This is a genomic window from Serratia sp. YWN4, from assembly GCF_055790845.1.
On the sequence record NZ_CM147696.1, the window covers coordinates 1,084,465 to 1,105,556 of the forward strand.

Sequence of the window (21,092 nt, forward strand, 5' to 3'; positions counted from 1 at the left end):
GGCGCGGATTGCAATGGGCGAAGGGGCTGCCCGTTGCGATTCCGCGCTGTATTAATTTAACCGCTCTTTACTGGTTTCTTTAATAAAAGTGAAGGCGAACAGCGATAGGCTGCAACCGGCAATCACATAGAAGGCCGGTGCTGCCGCATTGCCGGTGATTTTGATCAGATAGGTAGCAATTGAGAGTGCAAAACCACCGAAAATACCCACTGCGACGCTATAAACCAGAGAGAGCCCGGAGGTTCTGACATGGCGCGGGTATATTTCCGGTAAAATGGTAATGGAAGGAGAGGCTCCAATAATATTAATCGTGCTCAACACGATCATAATGGCAAACATAAGATGCACGCTGGGGTAACTGCTTAACAGATAAAAGGCTGGGTAAATTAATAGGATAAGGACGATCCTGGAACCGGCAATCAGCGGGCGTCTGCCGACCTTATCGGACCACATTCCCGCCAGCGGGCCACCAATCAGAGTAATTAATCCGCCGATGGCACCTATCAGCATGCTATAGCCGGTATCCAGCTTTAAAATACTGATCGCATAGTTGGGAAGATAAAACATAATAATCATATGAGGGATAGTTCCCCCAATGGTTAATAAAATACCGGATAAGGTTTCTTTATAATAAGTAGTGATGACTTCAATTAACGGGATTTTAGCGGCTTTCTCTTCCGTAGCCTGCAATGTGTGGGTTGCGGTTTCCTCCAATTTGGAACGGATATACAAACCGATAGGCGCAATAATGACCCCAAGCAGGAAGGGAATACGCCATCCCCAGTCTTGAACGCTCTCGGTGGACATTACGTTGACCAGGATCACCAGCGTCATGGCAGCAAACAGATTCCCTGCACCCTGGCTGGAAACCTGCCAGCCGCCATAGAATCCACGATTATGGGGTTTGGCATATTCCACTAATAGCGTGGTAGATGCGCCTAATTCACCGCCAGCAGAAAAGCCTTGTACCAACCTGGCCAGCGTAATAATGATCGGGGCGGCAATACCAATACTTTGATAAGAGGGCGTGATACCGATCACCATGGTACTGAGGCCCATCAGCAAGAAAGTGAGCGTCATGGCGGGCTTACGCCCTTTTTTATCCGCATAGTGGCCAATTACCAGCGCGCCGATCGGCCTGGCGAGATAGCCCATGCCAAAGATCATGAACGAGGTCATCAGGCTGACTAACGGATCTGATGCAGGGAAATAGGCTTTGGCGATGTAAGTGGCGAAAAAGGCGTACAGCACCAGATCAAAAAACTCCAGTCCATTCCCTAATGTGGTGGCTAAAATCGCTTTTGCCGGTGAAATCTTTTTCTTGGCACTGTCCATAGTCTGTCCTTTATTTTAGAAACGCCTGGGTTAACGCGCTCCAATAAGCAATGCCACGAGTAATAATCGCATCATTAAAATCATATCCAGGGTTATGCACCATGCAGCTATTTTCACCCGCGCCGTTGCCTAAGAGTAAATAACTGCCTGGCCGCTGTTGCAGCATAAAGGCAAAATCTTCGCTGCCCATTAATGGCTCGGGTATGTCGATAACCTGATCGCCGTGCTGTTCGCCCAACATATCCAATGCGACCTGTTTGGCAAATTGCGTCATTTCGGGCTGATTCACCAATACCGGATAGGAACGAACGTAATCAATGCTGACGGTGGCACCAAAGGCCGCAGCCTGAGCATTGACCAGCGTTTTAATCCGTTCCTCCAGCAGATCCCTGATTACTGGATCCAGCGCGCGCACGCTGAGTTTTAATACCGCAGAATCGGCGATCACATTATTGGCAATACCGCCCTGAAATGAACCGACCGTAATCACCCCTGATTCTTGCGCACTCAAATTGCGTGAAACGATGGTCTGTAATGCCATAACGATGCTGGAACCGACTACCACGGCATCAATGGTGCCTTTGGGCATGGCACCATGCCCGCCTTTGCCATGGATCCTGATGGTGACATTATCGCTGGATGCCATAAATGCCCCTTCGCCGAACACAAACTGCCCTTCAGGGAATCCCGGCATGTTATGCATGGCAAAGATGGCATCGCAGGGAAATTGTTCAAATAAGCCATCGTCCATCATCTTCTGTGCGCCTGCCAAGCCTTCCTCTGCGGGCTGAAAAATGACATTTAACGTGCCATTGAAAGAAGGGTGATCGGCCAGATAATGTGCTGCACCGAGTAACATGGCGGTATGACCATCGTGTCCACAGGCGTGCATGATGCCGTGGTTCACGCTGCAATAAGGTAAACCGGTATTCTCGACAATCGGTAGCGCGTCCATGTCGGCCCGAATGCCGATCGCACGTTGGCTGTCTCCCTTTTTCAACGTGCCGACGACGCCGGTGACACCCAGCCCGCGCGTGACCTGATACCCCCAGGCCGCCAGTTTTTCTGCCACCAGATCGGCGGTTTGCTGTTCCTCATAGCCCAATTCGGGGTGTTGGTGAATATGCCGACGAAGAGCTTGGCTTTCTGCGGCATACTCTTTGAAGATATCTGGGTTTATTGCATTAAACATCATACTGATAGCCTCTGGATACGGGATCAAAGTGGGACTTCCAAGTCTCCTGTGCAGCAACGCTTTGGCTGCATATGAAGTTTATGGAGTTTATCAATCTGCTCTGAATTGAATATATATTTCTCACTTTTCATTTCAGCACTTACTTTCGTGATCCACTCCGCATTTGTAACTTTTAAACAACCATTCATTAACATTTCACCCATTGCTGACTTGACGAGAAATTCACCAGACTTATATTGAGTGTATTAAATAAGAAACTGAGTTTCATATATGAAACAATCAGATAGGAGACAAGAAGCAATGAGCTGGAAGAAAGTGTGTGAAGTGTCTCAGGTGACAGAGGATTTTCCTTTCTCTGCCAATGTGGAAGGAAAAGAGGTCGGCGTGTATTTGATCGACGGTCAATATTACGCGCTGGAAGACGTTTGCCCGCACGCCTATGCCTTGCTCAGCCAGGGATTTGTTGATGACGGTAAGGTGGAGTGCCCGCTGCACGAAGCCTTGTTCGATGTGCGCACCGGCCAATGCCTGCGCGAACCGGGTGGCCGCGACCTGCAAATCTATCCAACCCGGGTGATCGACAACCAAATCCAAATCACCTTTATTGCGGAGGAATAAGCATGCAGCACATTACCGATATCAATCCTTGGCTGCCGGACACTCAGCAGGTGGCTCCGGCGCGTGAGGGCGGCAATGGTCAGATCCATCAACCAGGTCAATACCAAAACGTTATTTGGCAAACCCGTGCGCGAGTACCGGACGGTTTTGAAACCGCGTTGGTGGCAGCGTTGGAAGAGATCTTCGATCAGGGGGCGGAAGAGCTGGATCAGATCGTCAGCGCGTTGAATCAGCGCCGCCTGTTTGATCGCAGCGGCCAGCCTTGGAATGAAGCCACGTTCCGCGAATTCCTTCACGTTAACGGTTTCTGAGCCGCACAGGGAGAAGACCATGACAGCAAATACAGCATCCTCCACACAGACATTGCAGAACTATCTTGATCAGGGATTACGCGGCATCTGGTATCCGGTGTTAGCCAGTTGGGAAGTGGGCAACAACCCGGTGGGGATCACCCGTCTTGAGCAACAGATTGTGCTGTGGCGTGATAAAGACGGTGCCATCCACGCGCTGGAAGACCGCTGCCCGCACCGTGGCGCGCGCCTTTCAATGGGTTGGAACCTGGGCGATCGCATTGCCTGCTGGTATCACGGCGTTGAAGTGGGCGGTGATGGTGAGGTAAAAGACGTTCCGGCGGTGGATCGCTGCCCGCTGGTGGGGCAAAAATGCCTGCGCTCTTATCCGGCCAAAGAAGCCTACGGTGCCGTGTTCCTGTATTTCGGCATTACCGCCGACGAAGAACCTGCCGAACTGACCTTCCCGAAAGAACTGGCGGATGAAGCCAGCTACAGCAACTTCCTGTGTACCGCCAGTTGGGACTGTAACTATCAATATGCGTTGGAAAACGTGATGGATCCGATGCACGGCACCTATCTGCACTCTTCATCACATTCGATGGCGGAAGGGGATCGCAAGGCCGATATGGCATTGGAACCTACCGACAGCGGTTTTATCTTTAAAAAGAACGGCCAGATCGGCGTGAACTTCGACTGGGTCGAATTTGGCAGCAGCGGTGCTTACTGGATGCGCCTGTCGATCCCGTACAAAAAACGCTTTGGGCCGGGTGGCCACTTCTGGATCATCGGCATGGTGGTGCCGGAAGACAAAGATCATTGCCGCGTGTTCTTCTGGCGTATCCGCCAGGTGAAAGACTGGCAGCGTGACATGTGGCGCTTTATGTACCGCAACCGTTTGGAGCAATTGCACTGGGACGTACTGGAGCAGGATCGCATCGTGCTGGAAAACATGGCGCCGAACGCGCGTGGTCAGGAATACCTCTACCAGCATGACGTCGGCCTTTCTCGTCTGCGCCGCATGATGCAGAAAGAAGCGCAGAAACAGCTGGCGATCCTCAACGAGTTGGAGGCTGCACAGTGAGTGGCTTGCTGGCGGGCAAACGCGTGGTAGTGACCGGCGCGGCACGCGGCCTGGGGCGCAGCTTTGCGGCGGCGATCGCCCAAGTGGGTGGCCGCGTGGTGATGTGCGATATTCTGGCGCAAGAGCTGCAAGACAGCGCCGCTAGCCTGCGTGAGCAAGGGGCGCAGGTGGAAACGCAGGTGATCGATCTGGCATCGCCGCAGTCGATCACCGAGGCGTTCCGCAATATTGCTCGCGGCGGGGCGATCGACGGGTTGGTGAACAACGCGGCGCTGGCGACCGGTGTCGGTGGCAAAACCATGATGGAATACGACATCGACCTGTGGGACAAAGTGATGCAGGTCAACGTGCGGGGTACCTGGTTGGTGAGCCAGGCGGCGGTGCCGTTGTTGGCACAAACGCCGCACGCCAAGATCGTCAATGTCGCTTCGGATACCGCTCTGTGGGGAGCCCCAAGGCTGATGGCCTATGTGGCGAGCAAAGGGGCGATCATCTCGATGACCCGTTCCATGGCGCGTGAACTGGGGCAGCAGGGGATTTGCGTCAACGCTATTGCACCGGGTCTGACGCGCGTCGAAGCCACCGAATATGTGCCTGCCGAACGCCACCAACTGTATGAACAAGGGCGGGCGCTGGCGGGTGCGCAGCATCCTGATGACGTGAACGGCAGCGTGCTGTACCTGCTGTCGCCGCTGGCTAACTTCGTGACGGGCCAGCTATTGCCGGTAAACGGCGGATTCGTATTTAACTGATTGCCCGACCGATAGGTTAAGGAGCACCACATGGCAGAAGATCAAGCGTGTAAATATCTGATCCCAGGTCTGGATCGCGGTTTACAACTGCTGCTGGCATTCAGTGAGCAGCATAAGGAAATGACCTTTGCAGAATTACATCGCCTGGTCGATATGCCGAAGGCGACTGCCTACCGCGTGGTGCAAACGCTGGAGCATCTGGGATTTCTGGAGCGCAACCCGCGTACCAACACCTTCGGGCTGGGGATCAAGGTGTTGCGACTAGGTTTTGAATATATCGCCTCGCTGGATGTCGCCCAGGCGGGCCAGCCGGTGATCGAACAACTGCGCGATCGCAGCCAGTGCAGCAGCCATCTGGCAATCCGCGATGGGTGCGATGTGATCTACATCGCCCGCGTTAGCGCCGCCGGTTCGCAGATCAATCAGGTCAGCGTTGGCACCCGTTTGCCGGTACACCGTACTTCTCTTGGCCGCATGCTGCTGACCAGCACCAGCCGCGAAGAGTTCGAACGGCTGTTCCCAAATGACACGCTGCCGGATGCGGCACTGGGTACTCCGGCCAACCGCGAAGCGCTGTGGCAGATGGTGCAGCAGGATAAGGCGCGCGGCTACGTGATCGGCGAATCTTTCTTCCGCCACGGTATTTCTTCGATCGTCTACCCGATCTTTAACCGCGAACAGCGGGTAGAAGCGGTGGTCAGCATCATGGTGCCGTCCGACGAGATCCCCAAAGCGGATCGCGAACGGTTGCGCATGGAAGTACGAGACGCGGCGGAGAAAATCTCCGGATTTTTGGGCGCAACGCCGCAGGCGAAAGTCGGCTAGGCATCTCCGCCAGCCAGACTGAATTTTTGACTCAGGCAGGGATAAGACTCATAGCAATCATGGGTCAGGGTTTGATCATGCCTGAAAAACGCATTCAGCGAAAACGTGAGGCACAATAATGAGCATAACTGGAATCGAAAAGCTGGAATTTGGCGTTGAAGATCTGCCAACGTGCGAAAAATTTATGCAGGACTTTGGTTTGCAACCGATGCTCCAACACTGGGGGGAACCACGCCGTGAATTCACCACCTTGAGCGGTGCCAGCGTGGTGTTGCATCAGCAAAGCAGTACAGAGTTACCGGCAGCATTTGAAGCCGGTTCTACCCTGCGCCGCATGACCTGGGGCGTTGACAGCCCGGCAGCATTAGCGGCGTTACAACCAAGGCTGGAAAAGATGCCGGGTTTCCTCCAGGTGGGGGAAGAGCTGGAGTGCCGCGATCCTAACGGTATGACGCTGCGTTTTGGCGTCACCGCCCTGCGTGAGGTTGAACTGCCAGTCACACCGATCAACCAGTGGGGCGATGTGCGCCGCATCGATCAAGCCAGCCCGGTGTACGCCAAGGCTGAACCGATCAATATTGGGCACGTGGTGTTCTTTGTTGAAGATCTGGAAGCCACCGAAAGCTTTTACTGCGAACAACTCGGTTTTCAGGTGTCGGATCGCTATATCGATCGCGCGGTTTTCCTGCGTACTCAGGTACGCGGCGGGCATCACAACCTGTTCCTGCTGAAGTTACCTAACCGCCCGCGCGGCCTGAACCATGTGGCCTTTACCGTGCGTGATATTCACGAGGTGATCGGCGGCGGTATCGCAATGAATAAAGAAAACTGGAGCACCTTTATCGGCCCCGGCCGCCACCCGATCTCCTCGGCCTATTTCTGGTACGTCAACAGCCCGACCGGCGGCGCGTTTGAGTACTACACCAATGACGACTACCTGACGGAAAACTGGCAGCCGCGCGAGCTGGAACATTCGCTGGTGTCGTTTACCGAATGGGCGGTAGAAGGGGGGATCGATCACGACACGCGCCGTCAGCATAAGAAAACGGGGGCCGCATGAACCAACCAATCCAGGCGGGCATTGTCATTATCGGCGGTGGTCAGGCCGGAGGTTGGGCCGCCAAGACGCTGCGCGATCGCGGTTACGGCGGCAAGCTAACGGTGGTGAGTGATGAGCCCTATGACTTTTACGAACGCCCACCGCTGTCTAAAGCGGTCTTGCTGGATGGCGCTGCGCCGCTCAGCCGCCTGTTCAGCGCAGAGGTGGTTGCCGGGCTGAATATCGACTGGCACCGCCCGTTGCGTGCCGAGGCGATCGACAGCCAGCAGCAGATCGTCACGCTCAGCAACGGCGCGCAATTGCAGTTTGATCAACTGCTGATCGCCACCGGCGGGCGACCACGCTTGCCAAGTGCCGAATGGGCTCATCACCCTCAGGTAATGACGTTACGTTCCTGGGATGACGCAACGCGGCTGCGCCAGGGGTTACAGCAGTGCAAAAAGCTGGCGATTGTCGGCGGCGGTTGGATTGGCCTGGAGATCGCCGCATCGGCACGCAAACTGGGTGCCGAAGCCACGGTGTTTGAGCGCCAGCCTGCGCTGTGTATGCGCAGCGTTGGGGCCGAAGTTTCGCAAGCGTTGCTGGAGTTGCACCAGCAGCACGGCGTCACGCTGCTTTGCGGCTGCGGTGATATCCGGCTTGAAGATCGTCAGGGCACGCCTTGGATCGGCAGCGATATCAGTGAAGCGCAGCCGTTCGATCTGGTGGTGGTGGGCATTGGTGTTGAACTGAATCTGGAACTGGCGCACAGCGCCGGGTTGCGGGTTGAGGCGGGCATTGTGGTGGACGGGCAGGGGCGCACCAGCCATCCGGCCATTTTCGCTGCCGGTGACGTGGCACGCCATCCCCAGCTTGGCCTGTGCCTGCAATCCTGGGCTTATGCCCAGAATCAGGCCATCAGTACCGCTTGTGCGATGCTGGATGCCTGTGCCGCGCCTTACGATGACGTTGCCTGGCTATGGTCGGATCAATACGACGCCAATATCCAGATCCTCGGCGTCCCGGCTGGTGGCGTGCATCAGGTGGTGCGCCGCACGCCACAATCGCAAGTGTTTTTCACCCTGAATGCCGATCGGCAACTGGTGCAGATGGTGGCGTTTAACGATGCGCGCACTATCAAGCTGGGCAAACGCTGGCTGGCCAGCGGCCGGGTACTGGATCCGCAGCAACTGGCGGATGTGGAGTTTTCTCTGATGGCGTTGAAATAGCGCCTGACCCAAGGGAGCGTTTTATGACTACGCAAGATATTGACGCCCACGGCAGTCGGGCGGGGGATGCTGTTGCCGAAAATCAGCCCACCAGCGTGCGCTGGTCAGTGCCAGCAGCCCTGTTTGCCTGCGTTTTGTTGGCGTTTTTCGACAAGATCAGCATTGCGGCACTGTTTTCTGATAGTGGATTCCAAGAGGCGATGGGCATCGGTTTTGATCCCACCCGGCTGGGGCTCTTGATGAGCGCCTTTCTGTTCTCATACGGCTTCTCTTCCATGCTGTTGAGCGGCATTGGCGATCGGCTGAACCCGGTCAACGTGCTGATCGGCATGATGGTGGTGTGGGGCGTGCTGATGGTGTTGATGGGGTTGGCTCGTTCTTATCACACCATGATGACCCTGCGCATTCTGCTAGGCATCGCCGAAGGCCCGTTAATAGCGATCGCTTATGCGATTGTCCGCCATGCTTTCCCGCAGCGCTTGCAGGCGCGTGCCACCATGATGTGGCTGCTGGGAACGCCGATAGGCGCTGCGCTGGGTTTCCCGGTAACGCTGTTTATCCTGAACCGCTTTGATTGGCAAACTACCTTCTTCTTTATGGCATTTCTGACCTTGCCGGTGATGTTGCTGGTGATGTTTGGCTTGCGCCACCTAAACGTGGCTCGCCCGGCGAAAAGCACCGTCACGCAACCGGCGATTGCCGAACGCAAACAGCTGCGACGTGAGCTGTTCCGTACCCCGCATTTCTGGATGATCTGCCTGTTTAATATCGCCTTTCTGACCTACCTGTGGGGCATGAACGGCTGGCTGCCCAGTTATCTGATCAACGGTAAGGGTATTCATCTGGAACACGCCGGTTACCTGTCATCGCTGCCGTTTATCGCCATGCTGCTGGGAGAAGTGGTGGGAGCCTGGCTTTCGGACAAACTGGATCGCCGTGCGTTGGCCTGCTTTATCTCACTGTGCGGTGCCGGGCTTGGGCTGGGGATCGTACTGCACCTGCAAGGCACGTACAGCGTGATCGCCGCGATGTCTTTCAGCACCTTTATGTGGGGCGCCGGTGCACCGAATATCTTCGCCCTGTTGGCGAAGGCCACCAGCAGCCGGGTCAGCGCTACCGCAGGCGGTGTTTTTAACGGATTAGGTAATTTTGCCGGTGCTTTGGCACCGGTGCTGATGGGGGCGCTGATCGCCGCCACTGGCAACATGGATAACGGCCTGCTGTTCCTGGTGGTGACGGCCTTGGTCGGCAGCACCATTCTGCTGCCGTTGCTGAAGAAATACTGACAACGAAGGAGAAACAACATGTCCCAGGTTGAGAATAAAACCGGCATCAAGCCGCAGGATCTGTCGATGGCGCAGTGGGTGGAATCGCGTATCGCCCGCTTTGAAGGCCGCAAATATGACTGGAATGCGCTGAAGTTCCAGGCGGATTACGATCCGAAATACCGCCGTGCGCAGATGCGCTATATCGGCACCGGCGCGACCGGCGTGGTCAGCGACACCAACACGGTTGCGGCGGAGCATTTTACCTTTTCCACCATGGTGCTGCCGTCCAAATGCGAAGGGCCACTGCACCTGCATGACGATGTGGAGGAAGTGTTTTTTATGCTCAAAGGCAGCATCACGCTGATGATTCAGGATGGTGAAGAGTATTACGAAACCAAACTGAAAGAGCGGGATCTGATCTCGGTCCCGGCAGGGATTTATCGCGGCCTGTTTAACCATGGTGAAGAAGAGGCGCTGATGTGCGTGATGCTCGGCACCTCCAAGCCGGAAACCCCGACCTACCCGGCTGATCATCCACTGTCAAAGGTGAAACGTTACTGATGAGCAGATTACCGGAACGCCAGCAGGAAGATTGTAGTGGCTTTTGGCTGGGTTGGCGCGAAGCCGGGCACGGCCGGGCAGTGGTACTGCTGCATGGTATCAGTTCCGGTTCCGCGTCCTGGGTGAAGCAGTTTGGCGATCGTGCCTTGACCGACGGCCACCGCCTGATCGCCTGGGATGCACCAGGCTATGGCGGCAGTGCGGCGTTGCCACTGGCTGAGTCAAAGGCTGCCGCCTATGCCAACGCGTTGGCGGCGCTGATTGCTGAGCTGGAATTGGAGCAGCCGCTGATTGTCGGGCATTCGCTCGGGGCATTGATCGGCAGTGCCTATGCGGTGGCTTATCCAAGCGGGTTGAGCGGGTTGGTGTTAGCCGATCCGGCGCAGGGTTATGCCAACGCCACGCCGGAAAAGCGCCAACAGGTGTATGACCAACGCAAACAGATGATCGAAACACTGGGCCCACAGGGTTACGGTGAACAGCGTGCGGCCGCGTTGCTGCGTAGCGGTGCCGATCCACAGGATATCTCCTGGGTGCGCAGTGGTATGCAGCAGCTTAATCCGGCGGGTTTTCTCAGCGCCGCCTGGATGCTGGCGAATGACGATATCAGCCACTACCTGCGGCATTACCGCGGCCCGTTACAGGTGTGGTGCGGGCGTGACGATCGCATCACGCCACCGCAGGGGGCTCAGGCGCTGGCGCAACAGCAGGATGCCCAGTTTCGCCTGATTGACGATGCAGGGCATGCCAGTTATCTCGATGCTCCGGGGCAATTCAACCGTTATGTGCAGGATTTTACGGGGGTGATCCAACCATGAATTTTCAGATTGAAAAGCGGGTAGCGGTGGTGACCGGCGGTTCTTCAGGGATCGGTTTTGAAACACTGCGTCTGTTGTTGGCGGAAGGGGCGAAAGTGGCCTTCTGTGGCCGCAACCCGGACAAACTGGCCAGCGCCGAAGCCAGCCTGCGTGAAGAGTTCCCGCAGGCGGAGATCCTGGCGCTGCGTTGCGATGTACTGGACGCAGAGCAGGTGGCGCAGTTTGCCCAGCAGGTCAGCCAGCATTTCGGTGCTGTGGATATGCTGATCAACAACGCCGGGCAAGGGTTTGTCGCCCATTTTGACCAAACCCCGCGCGAAGCCTGGCTGCATGAGGCCGAACTGAAACTGTTTGGCGTGATCAACCCGGTACAGGCTTTTTTACCCGCGCTGGAACGTTCGGATATCGCTTCCATCACCTGTGTTAACTCGCTGCTGGCGTTGCAACCGGAGGAGCACATGATCGCCACCTCTGCTGCTCGTGCCGCGCTGCTTAACATGACGCTGACGCTGTCGAAAGAGCTGGTGGGCAAGGGCATTCGTGTTAATTCCATCCTGCTTGGCATGGTGGAGTCTGGCCAATGGCGGCGGCGTTTTGCCGAGCGTGAGGATAAAGAACAAAGCTGGGAGCAGTGGACGGCGGCGATCGCGGCGCGGCGCGGTATCCCTCTGGGGCGCTTGGGTAAGCCGCAGGAACCGGCGCGGGCATTGCTGTTTCTGGCTTCGCCGATGGCGTCATTTACCACTGGCGCAGCGCTGGACGTTTCCGGCGGCTTCAGCCGCCATCTGTAATCAGGGCCGAAAAGATGAAAAAGATCATGATGATTGGCTACGGCGCAATGGCGAAAGAGGTGCTGGCACGCCTGCCGGAAGGGGTAGAAGCTGGTTGGATCGTCGCGCGTGAAAAACACCATGCCGAGATCCAAACGGCCTTTGCCGGGCGGGTACAGGCGCTGACGCACCCTGAGCAGTGCAGCGAACAGCCAGATTTGGTGCTGGAGTGTGCCAGCCAGCAGGCGGTGGCCGAATTTGGTGAAACGATCGTCAAGCGCGGCTGGCGACTGGCGGTGATTTCTACCGGAGCGCTGGCAGATGCGGCGCTGCAACTGCGGCTACAACAGGCCTGTGTACGCTTTCATGGGCGCTTGATTGTGCTGTCTGGCGCGGTGGCTGGTATGGACGGCTTAGCTTCGGCGCGGGAGGGCGGGTTGGAAAGCGTCACCTATCAGTCCAGCAAAAGCCCCGCCAGTTGGCGCGGCAGCATGGCGGAGAAGCTGATCGATCTGAGTGCCGTCAGCGAAGCGCGGGTGTTCTTTGAAGGATCGGCGCGTGAGGCGGCGCAGATGTTCCCGGCTAACGCCAATGTGGCGGCCACCATTGCCCTGCACGGCATGGGGATGGACGCCACGCGGGTGCGTTTGCAGGTGGATCCTCATACCCAGCGTAATACCCATCGCCTACAGGTGTGCGGCCAGTTTGGTGAATTCCAGATTGAGCTGTGCGGTAACCCGCTGGCGAGTAACCCGAAAACCTCCACGCTGGCGGCGCTGAGCGCGGTACAAGCCTGCCGCTGTCTGGTGGATGGCGGTTTTATTGCCTGAATGGCAGGAGCAACGGATGGAAACGTTAAAGATTTTTCTTGCTGGCCGCTGGTGCGAAGGGCGTGGCGAAGCGATGAGTTCAGTTTTTCCGGCCGATGGCAGCATTAACGCCCGTTTACGGGCGGCCAACGTCGAAGATGTTAATGAAGCAGTAGAAGCTGCTGAACGCGCCTGGCGCGATCCAGCCTGGCGCGGGTTAGTGCCGCATCAGCGCGCTGCGATTCTGCACCGCGTCAGCGATTTGATTACCGCACAGGTGGAGGAATTGGCGCAGCTGCAAACCCGCGACAACGGCAAGCCGCTGGCGGAAACCCGCGGTCTGGTGATGAGCGCCGCCGCTACCGCCCGCTATTTTGCTGCGGCCTGCGAAGTGTTGGAAGGGGAGTTACCGACTCAGCGCAACCGTGAAGTAATGACGCTGAGCCAGTATCAACCGCTGGGAGTGATTGCGGCGATCACGCCGTGGAACTCGCCGATCGCCAGTGAAATGCAGAAAGTGGCACCGGCATTGGCTGCGGGTAACGCGGTGATCCTCAAACCGGCGGAAGCCACGCCGCTGATGGCGCTGAAGCTGGCTGAACTGTTTGAACAGGCGGGATTACCTGCCGGGTTGCTCAGCGTGCTGCCGGGCAAAGGTTCGGTGATTGGAGAGGCATTGGCGCGCCATCCGTTGGTGAAAAAGATCTCCTTTACCGGCGGCACCAGCACCGGCCGCCATTTGGCGCATATTGCCGCAGAAAAACTGATCCCGACTTCGCTGGAACTGGGTGGCAAGTCACCCACCATCGTGCTGGACGATGCCGATCTGGAACAGGCGGCGCGCGGCATCTGCTACGGCATATTCAGCTCTGCCGGGCAGGCCTGCATTGCCGGTTCGCGGCTGTTTGTCCACCGTTCTTTGTATCAACCGCTGCTGGCGCGGTTATGTGAACTGACCGCCGGGCTGCGTATCGGCAATCCGTTTGAGTCAGGGGTGCATCTGGGCCCGCTGATCAACGAAAAACACCGGCAGAGCGTGGCGGACTATGTGGCTCTCGCCAAGCAGGAGGGGGGCCGCGTGGTGATCGGCGGCGAAGCGCCTGCCGATCCGCAACTGGCGCAGGGCAGTTATTACCTGCCGACCATTATCGAAGGGCTGAGCAACAGCGCGCGTACCTGCCAGGAGGAGATCTTCGGCCCGGTGCTAGTGGCGCTGCCGTTTGACGATGAGCAACAGTTGATCGAGCAGGCCAACGACTCGGTCTATGGATTGGCGGCCGGGATCTGGACGCGCGATTTTACCCGCGCCATGGCGCTGGCCGAGCAGTTGGAAACCGGCACCGTGTGGATCAACACCTACAAGACATTCTCGATTTCTACGCCGTTCGGCGGATTTAAACAAAGTGGTTTGGGGCGTGAAAAAGGGTTGCATGGCATTCAGGCCTATATGCAGCAGAAGAGCCTGTACTTGGCTCTTAGCAAGCAGGCTAACCGCTGGAGCGATTAACTCGCGATCCCTACGACATAAGATAATTAAGAAGGCAGATGATGAGCGAAAAAATAACGGTTGGTGAGGCGATAGCCCGAACTCTGGAGCAGTACGAGGTGGCCGCGATGTACGGCATCATCTCGATTCACAATCTGCCGATTGCCGATGCCATTGGGCAACGCGGGGCGATCCGCTTTGTGCCCGCGCGCGGCGAGGCTGGAGCGGTGACGATGGCGGATGCTCATGGGCGTTTCTCCGGCCTGGGCGTGGCGCTGACCAGCACCGGAGCCGGTGCGGGCAACGCGGTGGGGGCGATGATCGAAGCGCTGAATGCCAATACGCCACTGCTGCATATTACCGGTCAGGTGGAAAAGGCTTATCTGGACGCCGACGCCGGGTTTATCCATGAAACCAAAGATCAACTGGGTTTCCTGCGCGCCTGTTCGAAGCAGGCTTACCGGGTGAACTCCCCCGAGCAGGCGGTGGCGGTGATCCAGCGGGCGATCCAGGAAGCGCAAACCGTTCCTTGTGGCCCGGTGGCGGTGGAGATCCCGATCGATATTCAGAACAGCCTGGTGCCAGCCAACCTGGTCGGCAAAGCGATACGGCCGCCAGCGTTGCCTGCGGCGGATGAAGCGGCGGTTGAACGTCTTTATCAACAGGTGAAACAGGCCAAACGCCCACTGCTGTGGGTTGGCGGCGGTGCGCTGGCCTGCCGCGATGCGGTGAAACGGCTGGCGGATGCCGGAGTGGTGGTGATGTCCAGCACCCACGGACGTGGGATTTTGCCAGACAGCCACCCGCGTAGCCTGCGTGCCTTTCACAACTCGCCGAGTGTTGAAACCATCTTGAAGCAGTGCGATCTGACGCTGGTCGCCGGTTCCCGCCTGCGCAGCAACGAAACCCGTACCTGGACGCTGCCATTGCCGCGCCCGCTGGTGCAGATTGATATCGATCCGGCAGCGGCCAACCGTAACTATCTGGCGGATGAGCAGGTTAATGGCGACTGTGGCGCATTGCTCAACGCGCTAGCGGCCCGCTTGGCTCCCGGCGAGAAAGTGAATACCGAGTGGGATGCCGAAGTGGCCCAAGCGGTGCAGCAGGCCGAAGCGGCGCTGCGCCAGCAATCGGGTGAATATGCCAAACTGAACGATGCGATTGCTGCCGCATTGCCAGCAGACGGCCTGCTGGTGCGCGATATTACCGTTTCCGGCAGCGTGTGGGGCAGCCGATTGTTCCGGGCGATCTCTCCGCTGTGCAATATCCACTCCTTGGCTGGGGCGATCGGCATGGGGCTGCCGATGGCGATCGGCACCGCGATTGCCAACCCGCAGCGCAAAGTGGTGGGGCTAGTGGGTGACGGCGGTTTGGCGCTGGGCTTGGGGGAACTGGCGACCATGGCGCAGGAACAGGCCAATATCACGCTGCTGATCATGAACGACGGCGGCTATGGCGTGATGCGCGGCATTCAGGACAAGTATTTCGCCGGGCGTCAGTATTACAACGATCTGCATACCCCGGCATTTTGCCAGGTGGCAGAAGCGATGGGGTTGAAAGCCTGGAAAGTCAGTGATGCTGCGCAGTTCAGCGGTGTGCTGGCGGAGGCGATCAACTATCCGGGGCCGTCGGTGGTGGAAGTGGATATGAAGAGCGTCGGGCCACTGACGTTCGCCGGGCCGCCGCAGAAGCTGTATTGATTGCTTGATTGGGGGGATAAATATCGTCTTGTCGGTTATCCGGTAAGCGATTTATCCTCTCACCCTGGCCATCTATCTTCGGGAGTGGATGCAGTGTTTTGGTTAGATGCGGAAGTTAATTTGTAGCACGGTTAGTCCCCTCTCCCTGAGCTGTCTCTTATACACAACTCCCCGACATACTCGTCCTGTCTTTCATACACAAATCCCTCGATTTTCATCGAGGGATTTTTTTTTGAATCTTTGTCTGCATTGCCGATCTTAATATCAAATAAACAATTGAGATAAAGTATGGTGTTTTTAACGGATGCAGAGCTATGGGCAAAAGACACTTTTTCACGCGCGGAACTGGGGGATAGTCGGAGAACTAAGCGACTGATTAGTATCACCTCTTCCCTTGCTAATCACATAGGGCAATCACTTGTGCAATCACTGAAAACGCCAGCGGATATTGAAGCGGCTTATCGTTTCACCCGTAACCCGTCTATTGAGGCTAAAGCGATTTCTGCTGCCGGTTTTGCGGCGACGGCAGAGCAAGCTAAATCTTATGATTGTTTGCTTGCATTAGAAGATACAACCTCACTGGACTTTACTCACCGGACAGTCAGAGATGAAATGGGTTACACCACCTCAAGAAAAAGTGCCAAAGGCATGCATGCCCATTCTGTGTTGCTTTTTGCCCCCAGAGAAGAACATGTCGTTGGTCTAATTGAACAAGAGCGTTGGACGAGGGACATCAATCTTTATGGAAAAAAAGCTCAACGAGCTTGCCGGGCTTATGCAGATAAGGAAAGTTATAAGTGGGAAAGCGCCTCCCAAGCGATGGAACAACGATTAGGCTCTGCTGAGATGGAAAAGGTTATCTCAGTCTGTGATCGTGAAGCCGATATTATCGAGTACCTGACGTATAAAACAGGTAACCATCAGCGCTTTATCGTTCGTTCTATGCAAAGCCGTTGTATAGAAGAAAGTTCGGACAAGCTTTATCAATTTAGCAGCGGCTTACAGTCAGCAGAGCAAAGGAAGGTTCAAGTAAAACAAAGAGGGGGGCGTAAAGCACGTGAGGCTATTTGCGATGTGCGCTATGCGAAGGTGACCGTCAAAATACCCGCCAATAAACAGGGTCAATCGGTACCGCTGTATTATGTTGGTTGCCAGGAAAGTGGGGATGACAGAGGGCTGAACTGGCATATTTTAACGTCAGAACCGATAAACAGTCCGGGGGATGCACAACGTGTTCTGGATTATTATGAAAAGCGCTGGCTGATTGAGGAGTTCCATAAGGCCTGGAAAAGTGGAGGGACACAGGTAGAAGCCTTGCGAATGCAAAGTAAGGACAATTTGGAGAAGATGGTCGTCATCTTGGCGTTTATTGCCGTACGGGTTCACCAATTACGCTATCTGGGCCTCAACAGAGAAGAAGCGGAAAAGCAAAGTTGTGAGACGCTCCTCAGTCCGTTGGCGTGGAAGTTACTGTGGTCAAAACAAGAGAAGAAACCCCTGCCAAGAAATGTACCAAGTGTTTACTGGGCTTACATAAATCTGGGAAAGCTAGCGGGCTGGTATGACTCGAAACGCAATGGTCGTGTTGGGTGGGAAAGATTATGGGAAGGATGGTTCATGTTGCAAACCATCCTTGAAGGTTACCTGTTAGCCAAGTCTTTTGACCTGTGAAAAGTGATCAAGAGACAGGACATACTCGTCGGGGGTTTTTGAACTTTTTTCCTGTCTGTTGATCTGTCTTGATATTCTCCCTTCCTTCGGTTTTTAGTATGGTGCTTTCTGATTGTGATTCATGGGCTCAAGACACTTTCGGTCTTGCTCAACTCGGCGACAAACGCAGGACTCATCGCCTGGTGAAACTCACTGCTTCACTGGCTCAACACACAGGACTTTCTATTGTGAAATCATCACATTCCCCGGTAATCCCCCCATATTTAACGGAGGTAATAAGTAGAGTCAGGCCATGCGTTGTCTATGCTGCATCGGTGTGTAGCCATTCAACGCCATATTGGGCCGTTCGTGATTATAAAACCATTGCCACTGCGTGGCATAGTTCTGCAATTCATCCAGCGATGAAAACAGGTGCTGTCCCAACCAATCATAGCGCACCGTTCGGTTGTAACGTTCGATATAGGCATTTTGCTGCGGATTACCAGGCTGGATGAAGTTAATCTGGATCCCTTGCTTACAAGCCCATGATAGTAATGTCTTACTGGTATATTCCGGCCCATTATCACACCGTATTGCTGCTGGCTTACCTTTCCATTCAATGAGATGTTCCAACGTTCTCACGACCCGATTTGCGGGCAGGGAAAAATCCACCTCAATGGCCAGTGCCTCACGATTAAAATCGTCAATTATATTCAGTAAACGCACTGAACGACCATCTGATAACTGATCGTGCATAAAGTCCATTGACCAGCATTCATTGCTGTTTGCAGGCACGGTCAGTGGTTCGGGTTTATCCCGTTTCAGGCGTTTTTTGGGCTTGATCCGCATGTTCAATGACAGCTCGCAGTAAATTCGATATACCCGTTTGTGGTTGAAACGAAAGCCTTTTACGTTACGCAGATATAAAAAACACAGGCCAAACCCCCAGTTACGTTGGCTATCCGTAATACGGAGCAGCCAGTCGGCAATGGCGTCATTTTCTTCACTCAATTTAGCCTGATAGCGGTAGCAACTTTCGCTGACAGCAAATAGCTGGCAAGCAAAGCGAATGCTGATGTTTCGGCTCCTGACAGCGTTCTGAGCCATCTGCTTTCGACACGATGGCTTCACCACTTTTTTGCCATGGCTTCCTGAATAATTTCGGCTTTAAGTCGCTCTTCGGCATACATCTTTTTGAGGCGGCGGTTTTCGTCTTCCAGCTCTTTCAGACGGGCCATCATGGAGACATCCATGCCGCCAAAGCGTGAACGCCATTTGTAGAAACTGGCATTGCTCATGCCATGTTCGCGACACAATTCAGCCACTGGCGTTCCAGCCTCGGCTTGCTTAAGGATGGCCATGATTTGGCTATCGGTAAAACGCGATTTTTTCATAGAAATCTCCTCCGTTCAGATTACGAGAAAATTCTACTTATGAACACACCGCTTTTTCGGGGGGATTACCCCCCTGCCGAAGTCGAAGGCGCATACCGCCTCATGCGTAACCCCAATGTCTCGCCGGAAGCCGTCGCTGATGCGGGTTTCATCGCAACGGCAAGCGCCGCCAAAGAGCACCCACTTCTCCTTGCATTAGAGGACACGACTTCCATCAACTTCAGTCATCCCACGGCTTTTGACGAACTCGGCAATACAACGACCAGCCCTAAAATACGGGGGCTACTGGCGCATTCTGTCTTGCTTTACTCACCCAAAACGGCACAAGTGGTGGGCCTTATCGACCAGCAGCGCTGGAGTCGTGACATCGCTGAATACGGTAAGAAACACCAGCGAAAACAACGCGCTTACGAAGAAAAAGAAAGTTACAAATGGCAGCAGGCGTCTGAACTCATGGCGCAGCGGCTCGGCGATACGCAACAGCAAGTTATCTCGGTCTGTGACCGGGAAGCCGATATCTGGCATTACCTCGACTATAAAATCAGCCAGGGCCAGCGCTTCGTCGTCCGGGCGGCACAAAATCGCCGGCTTGAAGACAGCAGTGATGTTGCCTGCCACACTCACACAAACAGGCAGCCATTGGCTGAATGTCGTTCAAAAAGGAGGGCGCGCAGCCCGTCAGGCACAGATGTTCGTCAGTTACTGTCCTGTTGAAATAAAACGTCCAAACCAGCCCGGAGCCTCCGTACCGTTGACGTATATCTGCTGCCGTGAAGAAGAGCCGGAAGGGGCCTGCTGGCATCTGTTAACCTCAGAAAAAGTGGGCTCGGCAGCAGAAGCGCGCGTCATCATCAGCTACTACGAACGTCGCTGGTTAATAGAGGAATATCACAAAGCGTGGAAAAGTGGTGGGACGCAGGTTGAGGCGTCTCGCATGCAAAGCCGGGCCAATCTGGAACGTATGGTGGTCATTCTTGCCTTTATTGCGGTTCGGGTGTTGGCGTTGCGTCAGGGCGGGCTGAGCGAAGAGACGTTGAATGCGTCCTGTGAACGCGTCTTAAGCCCAATAGAATGGAAACTGCTGTGGGTAAAACAGGAAGGAAAAGCGTTACCGAAGCAAGCGCCGACGCTGAAATGGGCGTATCTGAATCTGGCAAAACTGGGGCACTGGTATGACAGCAAACGAACGGGCCGTGCGGGCTGGGTAGTGATGTGGGAAGGCTGGTTCAAGCTTCAGGATATCGTTGAAGGGTATAATCTCGCGAAGTCTCTTGATCAGGAGATCTGATCAAGAGACAGCTCCCTGAGGGAGAGGGTTAGGGTGAGGGGGGATTATTTCCCCGCTGCGATACGCTCACGGATATGCTGCGCGCGAGCTTCTGAAGGCGGGTGGCCGTCAAACATGCTGCTCTTGCGGCTGCCTTCCATCTGTGCCAACTTCTCGAAACTGGTCACTAATCCGTTCGGATCGATACCGCGCTTCTTCAGCAGATCAAACGAATAATCGTCAGCCTGGCTTTCCTGTTTCTGCGAGAATTGGGCGTTGACCAATTTTTCGCCCAGATCGGCCAACTGCGACTCAGACAGTGAACCCACGATGCCGCCAGCCGAAGAAGCTGCGGTGCGCAGTGCCACGGTGCCGTAAGCTACCTGCATCGCTTTGCGGGTATGACCCAACGCCACGTGGCCGATTTCGTGGCCCAGCACGCCTTCGACTTCGTTGTCGTTCATCAGATCCATCAGGCCGCTGTAAACGCGGATACAGCCGTTGGCCATCGCCCAGGCGTTCACGTCTTTTGTCAGGTAAACCTTGTAGTTCGCAGAAGTACCGTCGATATTATCACCCAGTGCGGCTGCGATCTTGTTCAGGCGCTGCGTGTAGGTGCTGTCTGCTGGCGCGATTTGCGCCTGGCTGTCCATCTCGGCGCAGGATTTATCACTCAGCGCTTTGACATCGTCATTACTCAGCGTGGCAGCCTGGAAGGCTTGCGCCCCAGATTGCATCAGAGTATCGGTATTCAGGTTCTGGCAGCCGCTCAACAGAGTGGTAATGCTTAATGCAATCAAAGAAGTACGGATCTTCATAAAGCTATCTTCCCGTGATAGTAAATAAAATAAGTAGTGGTTTGTGCAATGTTCGTTGACGTCATTTCTGTCGCACGAGCCTATTGTACGTCAAGTGTGGCGGGAATAGTGTTATTCCGAAAAACTGACCGAACGTGCTAATAAGTTGTGAACTCGCTCTCATTTGGCATTAGGGATTGCCGTT

General features: G+C 55.3%; 19 protein-coding genes and 2 pseudogenes. 17 read left to right on the forward strand and 4 right to left on the reverse strand.

Annotation, left to right across the window (positions count from 1 at the left end):
* Positions 1-51: 51 nt before the first annotated feature.
* The gene (locus tag ACX9GT_RS05065) at positions 52-1,335 is read right to left on the reverse strand and encodes an MFS transporter (RefSeq protein ID WP_473190106.1); all 1,284 of its coding nucleotides are present in this window, start codon (positions 1,333-1,335) and stop codon (positions 52-54) included.
* 10 nt (positions 1,336-1,345) lie between these two features.
* On the reverse strand, positions 1,346-2,527 hold the full coding sequence (locus tag ACX9GT_RS05070) for a M20 aminoacylase family protein (RefSeq protein WP_473191512.1): 1,182 nt from the start codon (positions 2,525-2,527) through the stop codon (positions 1,346-1,348).
* A 303-nt stretch (positions 2,528-2,830) separates the two neighbouring features.
* Between ACX9GT_RS05070 and ACX9GT_RS05075 the strand changes: the two genes are divergently transcribed.
* From ACX9GT_RS05075 to ACX9GT_RS05150, 16 genes and pseudogenes are all read left to right on the forward strand, one after another.
* The gene (locus ACX9GT_RS05075; RefSeq protein WP_473190107.1) at positions 2,831-3,148 is read left to right on the forward strand and encodes a non-heme iron oxygenase ferredoxin subunit; all 318 of its coding nucleotides are present in this window, start codon (positions 2,831-2,833) and stop codon (positions 3,146-3,148) included.
* Positions 3,149-3,150: 2 nt separating this feature from the next.
* A complete protein-coding gene (locus tag ACX9GT_RS05080) occupies positions 3,151-3,459 on the forward strand; it encodes a recombinase-like helix-turn-helix domain-containing protein (RefSeq protein ID WP_473190108.1) in 309 nt (102 codons plus the stop codon).
* 19 nt (positions 3,460-3,478) lie between these two features.
* Positions 3,479-4,522 (forward strand): Rieske 2Fe-2S domain-containing protein, encoded by a 1,044-nt coding sequence (locus ACX9GT_RS05085; RefSeq protein ID WP_473190109.1) that lies wholly within the window; start codon positions 3,479-3,481, stop codon positions 4,520-4,522.
* Entirely contained in the window at positions 4,519-5,274 is a 756-nt protein-coding gene (locus tag ACX9GT_RS05090) for an SDR family oxidoreductase (RefSeq protein WP_473190110.1), read from the forward strand. The genes ACX9GT_RS05085 and ACX9GT_RS05090 overlap by 4 nt, the downstream gene beginning before the upstream one ends.
* A 30-nt stretch (positions 5,275-5,304) precedes the next feature.
* Entirely contained in the window at positions 5,305-6,099 is a 795-nt protein-coding gene (locus ACX9GT_RS05095) for an IclR family transcriptional regulator (protein WP_473190111.1), read from the forward strand.
* A gap of 118 nt (positions 6,100-6,217) precedes the next feature.
* On the forward strand, positions 6,218-7,159 hold the full coding sequence (locus ACX9GT_RS05100) for a VOC family protein (RefSeq protein WP_473190112.1): 942 nt from the start codon (positions 6,218-6,220) through the stop codon (positions 7,157-7,159).
* The gene (locus ACX9GT_RS05105; RefSeq protein ID WP_473190113.1) at positions 7,156-8,367 is read left to right on the forward strand and encodes an NAD(P)/FAD-dependent oxidoreductase; all 1,212 of its coding nucleotides are present in this window, start codon (positions 7,156-7,158) and stop codon (positions 8,365-8,367) included. Before ACX9GT_RS05100 ends, ACX9GT_RS05105 begins: the two co-directional genes overlap by 4 nt.
* Positions 8,368-8,390: 23 nt before the next feature.
* Positions 8,391-9,653, forward strand: coding sequence for an MFS transporter (locus ACX9GT_RS05110; RefSeq protein WP_473190114.1), 1,263 nt, complete (start codon positions 8,391-8,393; stop codon positions 9,651-9,653).
* Positions 9,654-9,671: 18 nt separating this feature from the next.
* A complete protein-coding gene (locus ACX9GT_RS05115) occupies positions 9,672-10,196 on the forward strand; it encodes a cupin domain-containing protein (protein ID WP_473190115.1) in 525 nt (174 codons plus the stop codon).
* Positions 10,196-11,014, forward strand: coding sequence for an alpha/beta fold hydrolase (locus tag ACX9GT_RS05120; RefSeq protein ID WP_473190116.1), 819 nt, complete (start codon positions 10,196-10,198; stop codon positions 11,012-11,014). Before ACX9GT_RS05115 ends, ACX9GT_RS05120 begins: the two co-directional genes overlap by 1 nt.
* Positions 11,011-11,805, forward strand: coding sequence for an SDR family oxidoreductase (locus ACX9GT_RS05125; RefSeq protein WP_473190117.1), 795 nt, complete (start codon positions 11,011-11,013; stop codon positions 11,803-11,805). Before ACX9GT_RS05120 ends, ACX9GT_RS05125 begins: the two co-directional genes overlap by 4 nt.
* 14 nt (positions 11,806-11,819) lie before the next feature.
* The gene (locus ACX9GT_RS05130; protein ID WP_473190118.1) at positions 11,820-12,614 is read left to right on the forward strand and encodes an aspartate dehydrogenase; all 795 of its coding nucleotides are present in this window, start codon (positions 11,820-11,822) and stop codon (positions 12,612-12,614) included.
* A 16-nt stretch (positions 12,615-12,630) separates the two neighbouring features.
* Positions 12,631-14,100, forward strand: a complete 1,470-nt coding sequence (locus ACX9GT_RS05135; RefSeq protein ID WP_473190119.1) for an aldehyde dehydrogenase — start codon at positions 12,631-12,633, stop codon at positions 14,098-14,100.
* 41 nt (positions 14,101-14,141) lie between these two features.
* On the forward strand, positions 14,142-15,779 hold the full coding sequence (locus ACX9GT_RS05140; protein ID WP_473191513.1) for a thiamine pyrophosphate-binding protein: 1,638 nt from the start codon (positions 14,142-14,144) through the stop codon (positions 15,777-15,779).
* 288 nt (positions 15,780-16,067) lie between these two features.
* Positions 16,068-17,450, forward strand: a complete 1,383-nt coding sequence (locus tag ACX9GT_RS05145) for an IS4 family transposase (protein ID WP_473189832.1) — start codon at positions 16,068-16,070, stop codon at positions 17,448-17,450.
* Between the two features lie 98 nt (positions 17,451-17,548).
* Positions 17,549-17,695: pseudogene (locus tag ACX9GT_RS05150) on the forward strand (IS4/Tn5 family transposase DNA-binding protein); the annotation flags it as partial.
* Between the two features lie 40 nt (positions 17,696-17,735).
* Here ACX9GT_RS05150 and ACX9GT_RS05155 read toward each other — a convergent pair.
* Positions 17,736-18,823 (reverse strand): IS3 family transposase gene (locus tag ACX9GT_RS05155; RefSeq protein WP_473189156.1). Its coding sequence is split into 2 segments (ribosomal slippage): positions 17,736-18,571 and positions 18,571-18,823, totalling 1,089 coding nucleotides; the frame shifts between segments, so codons are not numbered across the junction.
* A gap of 75 nt (positions 18,824-18,898) precedes the next feature.
* Between ACX9GT_RS05155 and ACX9GT_RS05160 the strand changes: the two are divergent.
* Positions 18,899-20,111: pseudogene (locus ACX9GT_RS05160) on the forward strand (IS4 family transposase); the annotation flags it as partial.
* Positions 20,112-20,155: 44 nt separating this feature from the next.
* Here ACX9GT_RS05160 and loiP read toward each other — a convergent pair.
* Positions 20,156-20,908: a metalloprotease LoiP gene (loiP, locus tag ACX9GT_RS05165; RefSeq protein ID WP_473190120.1), complete on the reverse strand. Its 753-nt coding sequence runs from the start codon at positions 20,906-20,908 to the stop codon at positions 20,156-20,158.
* Positions 20,909-21,092: the final 184 nt, after the last annotated feature.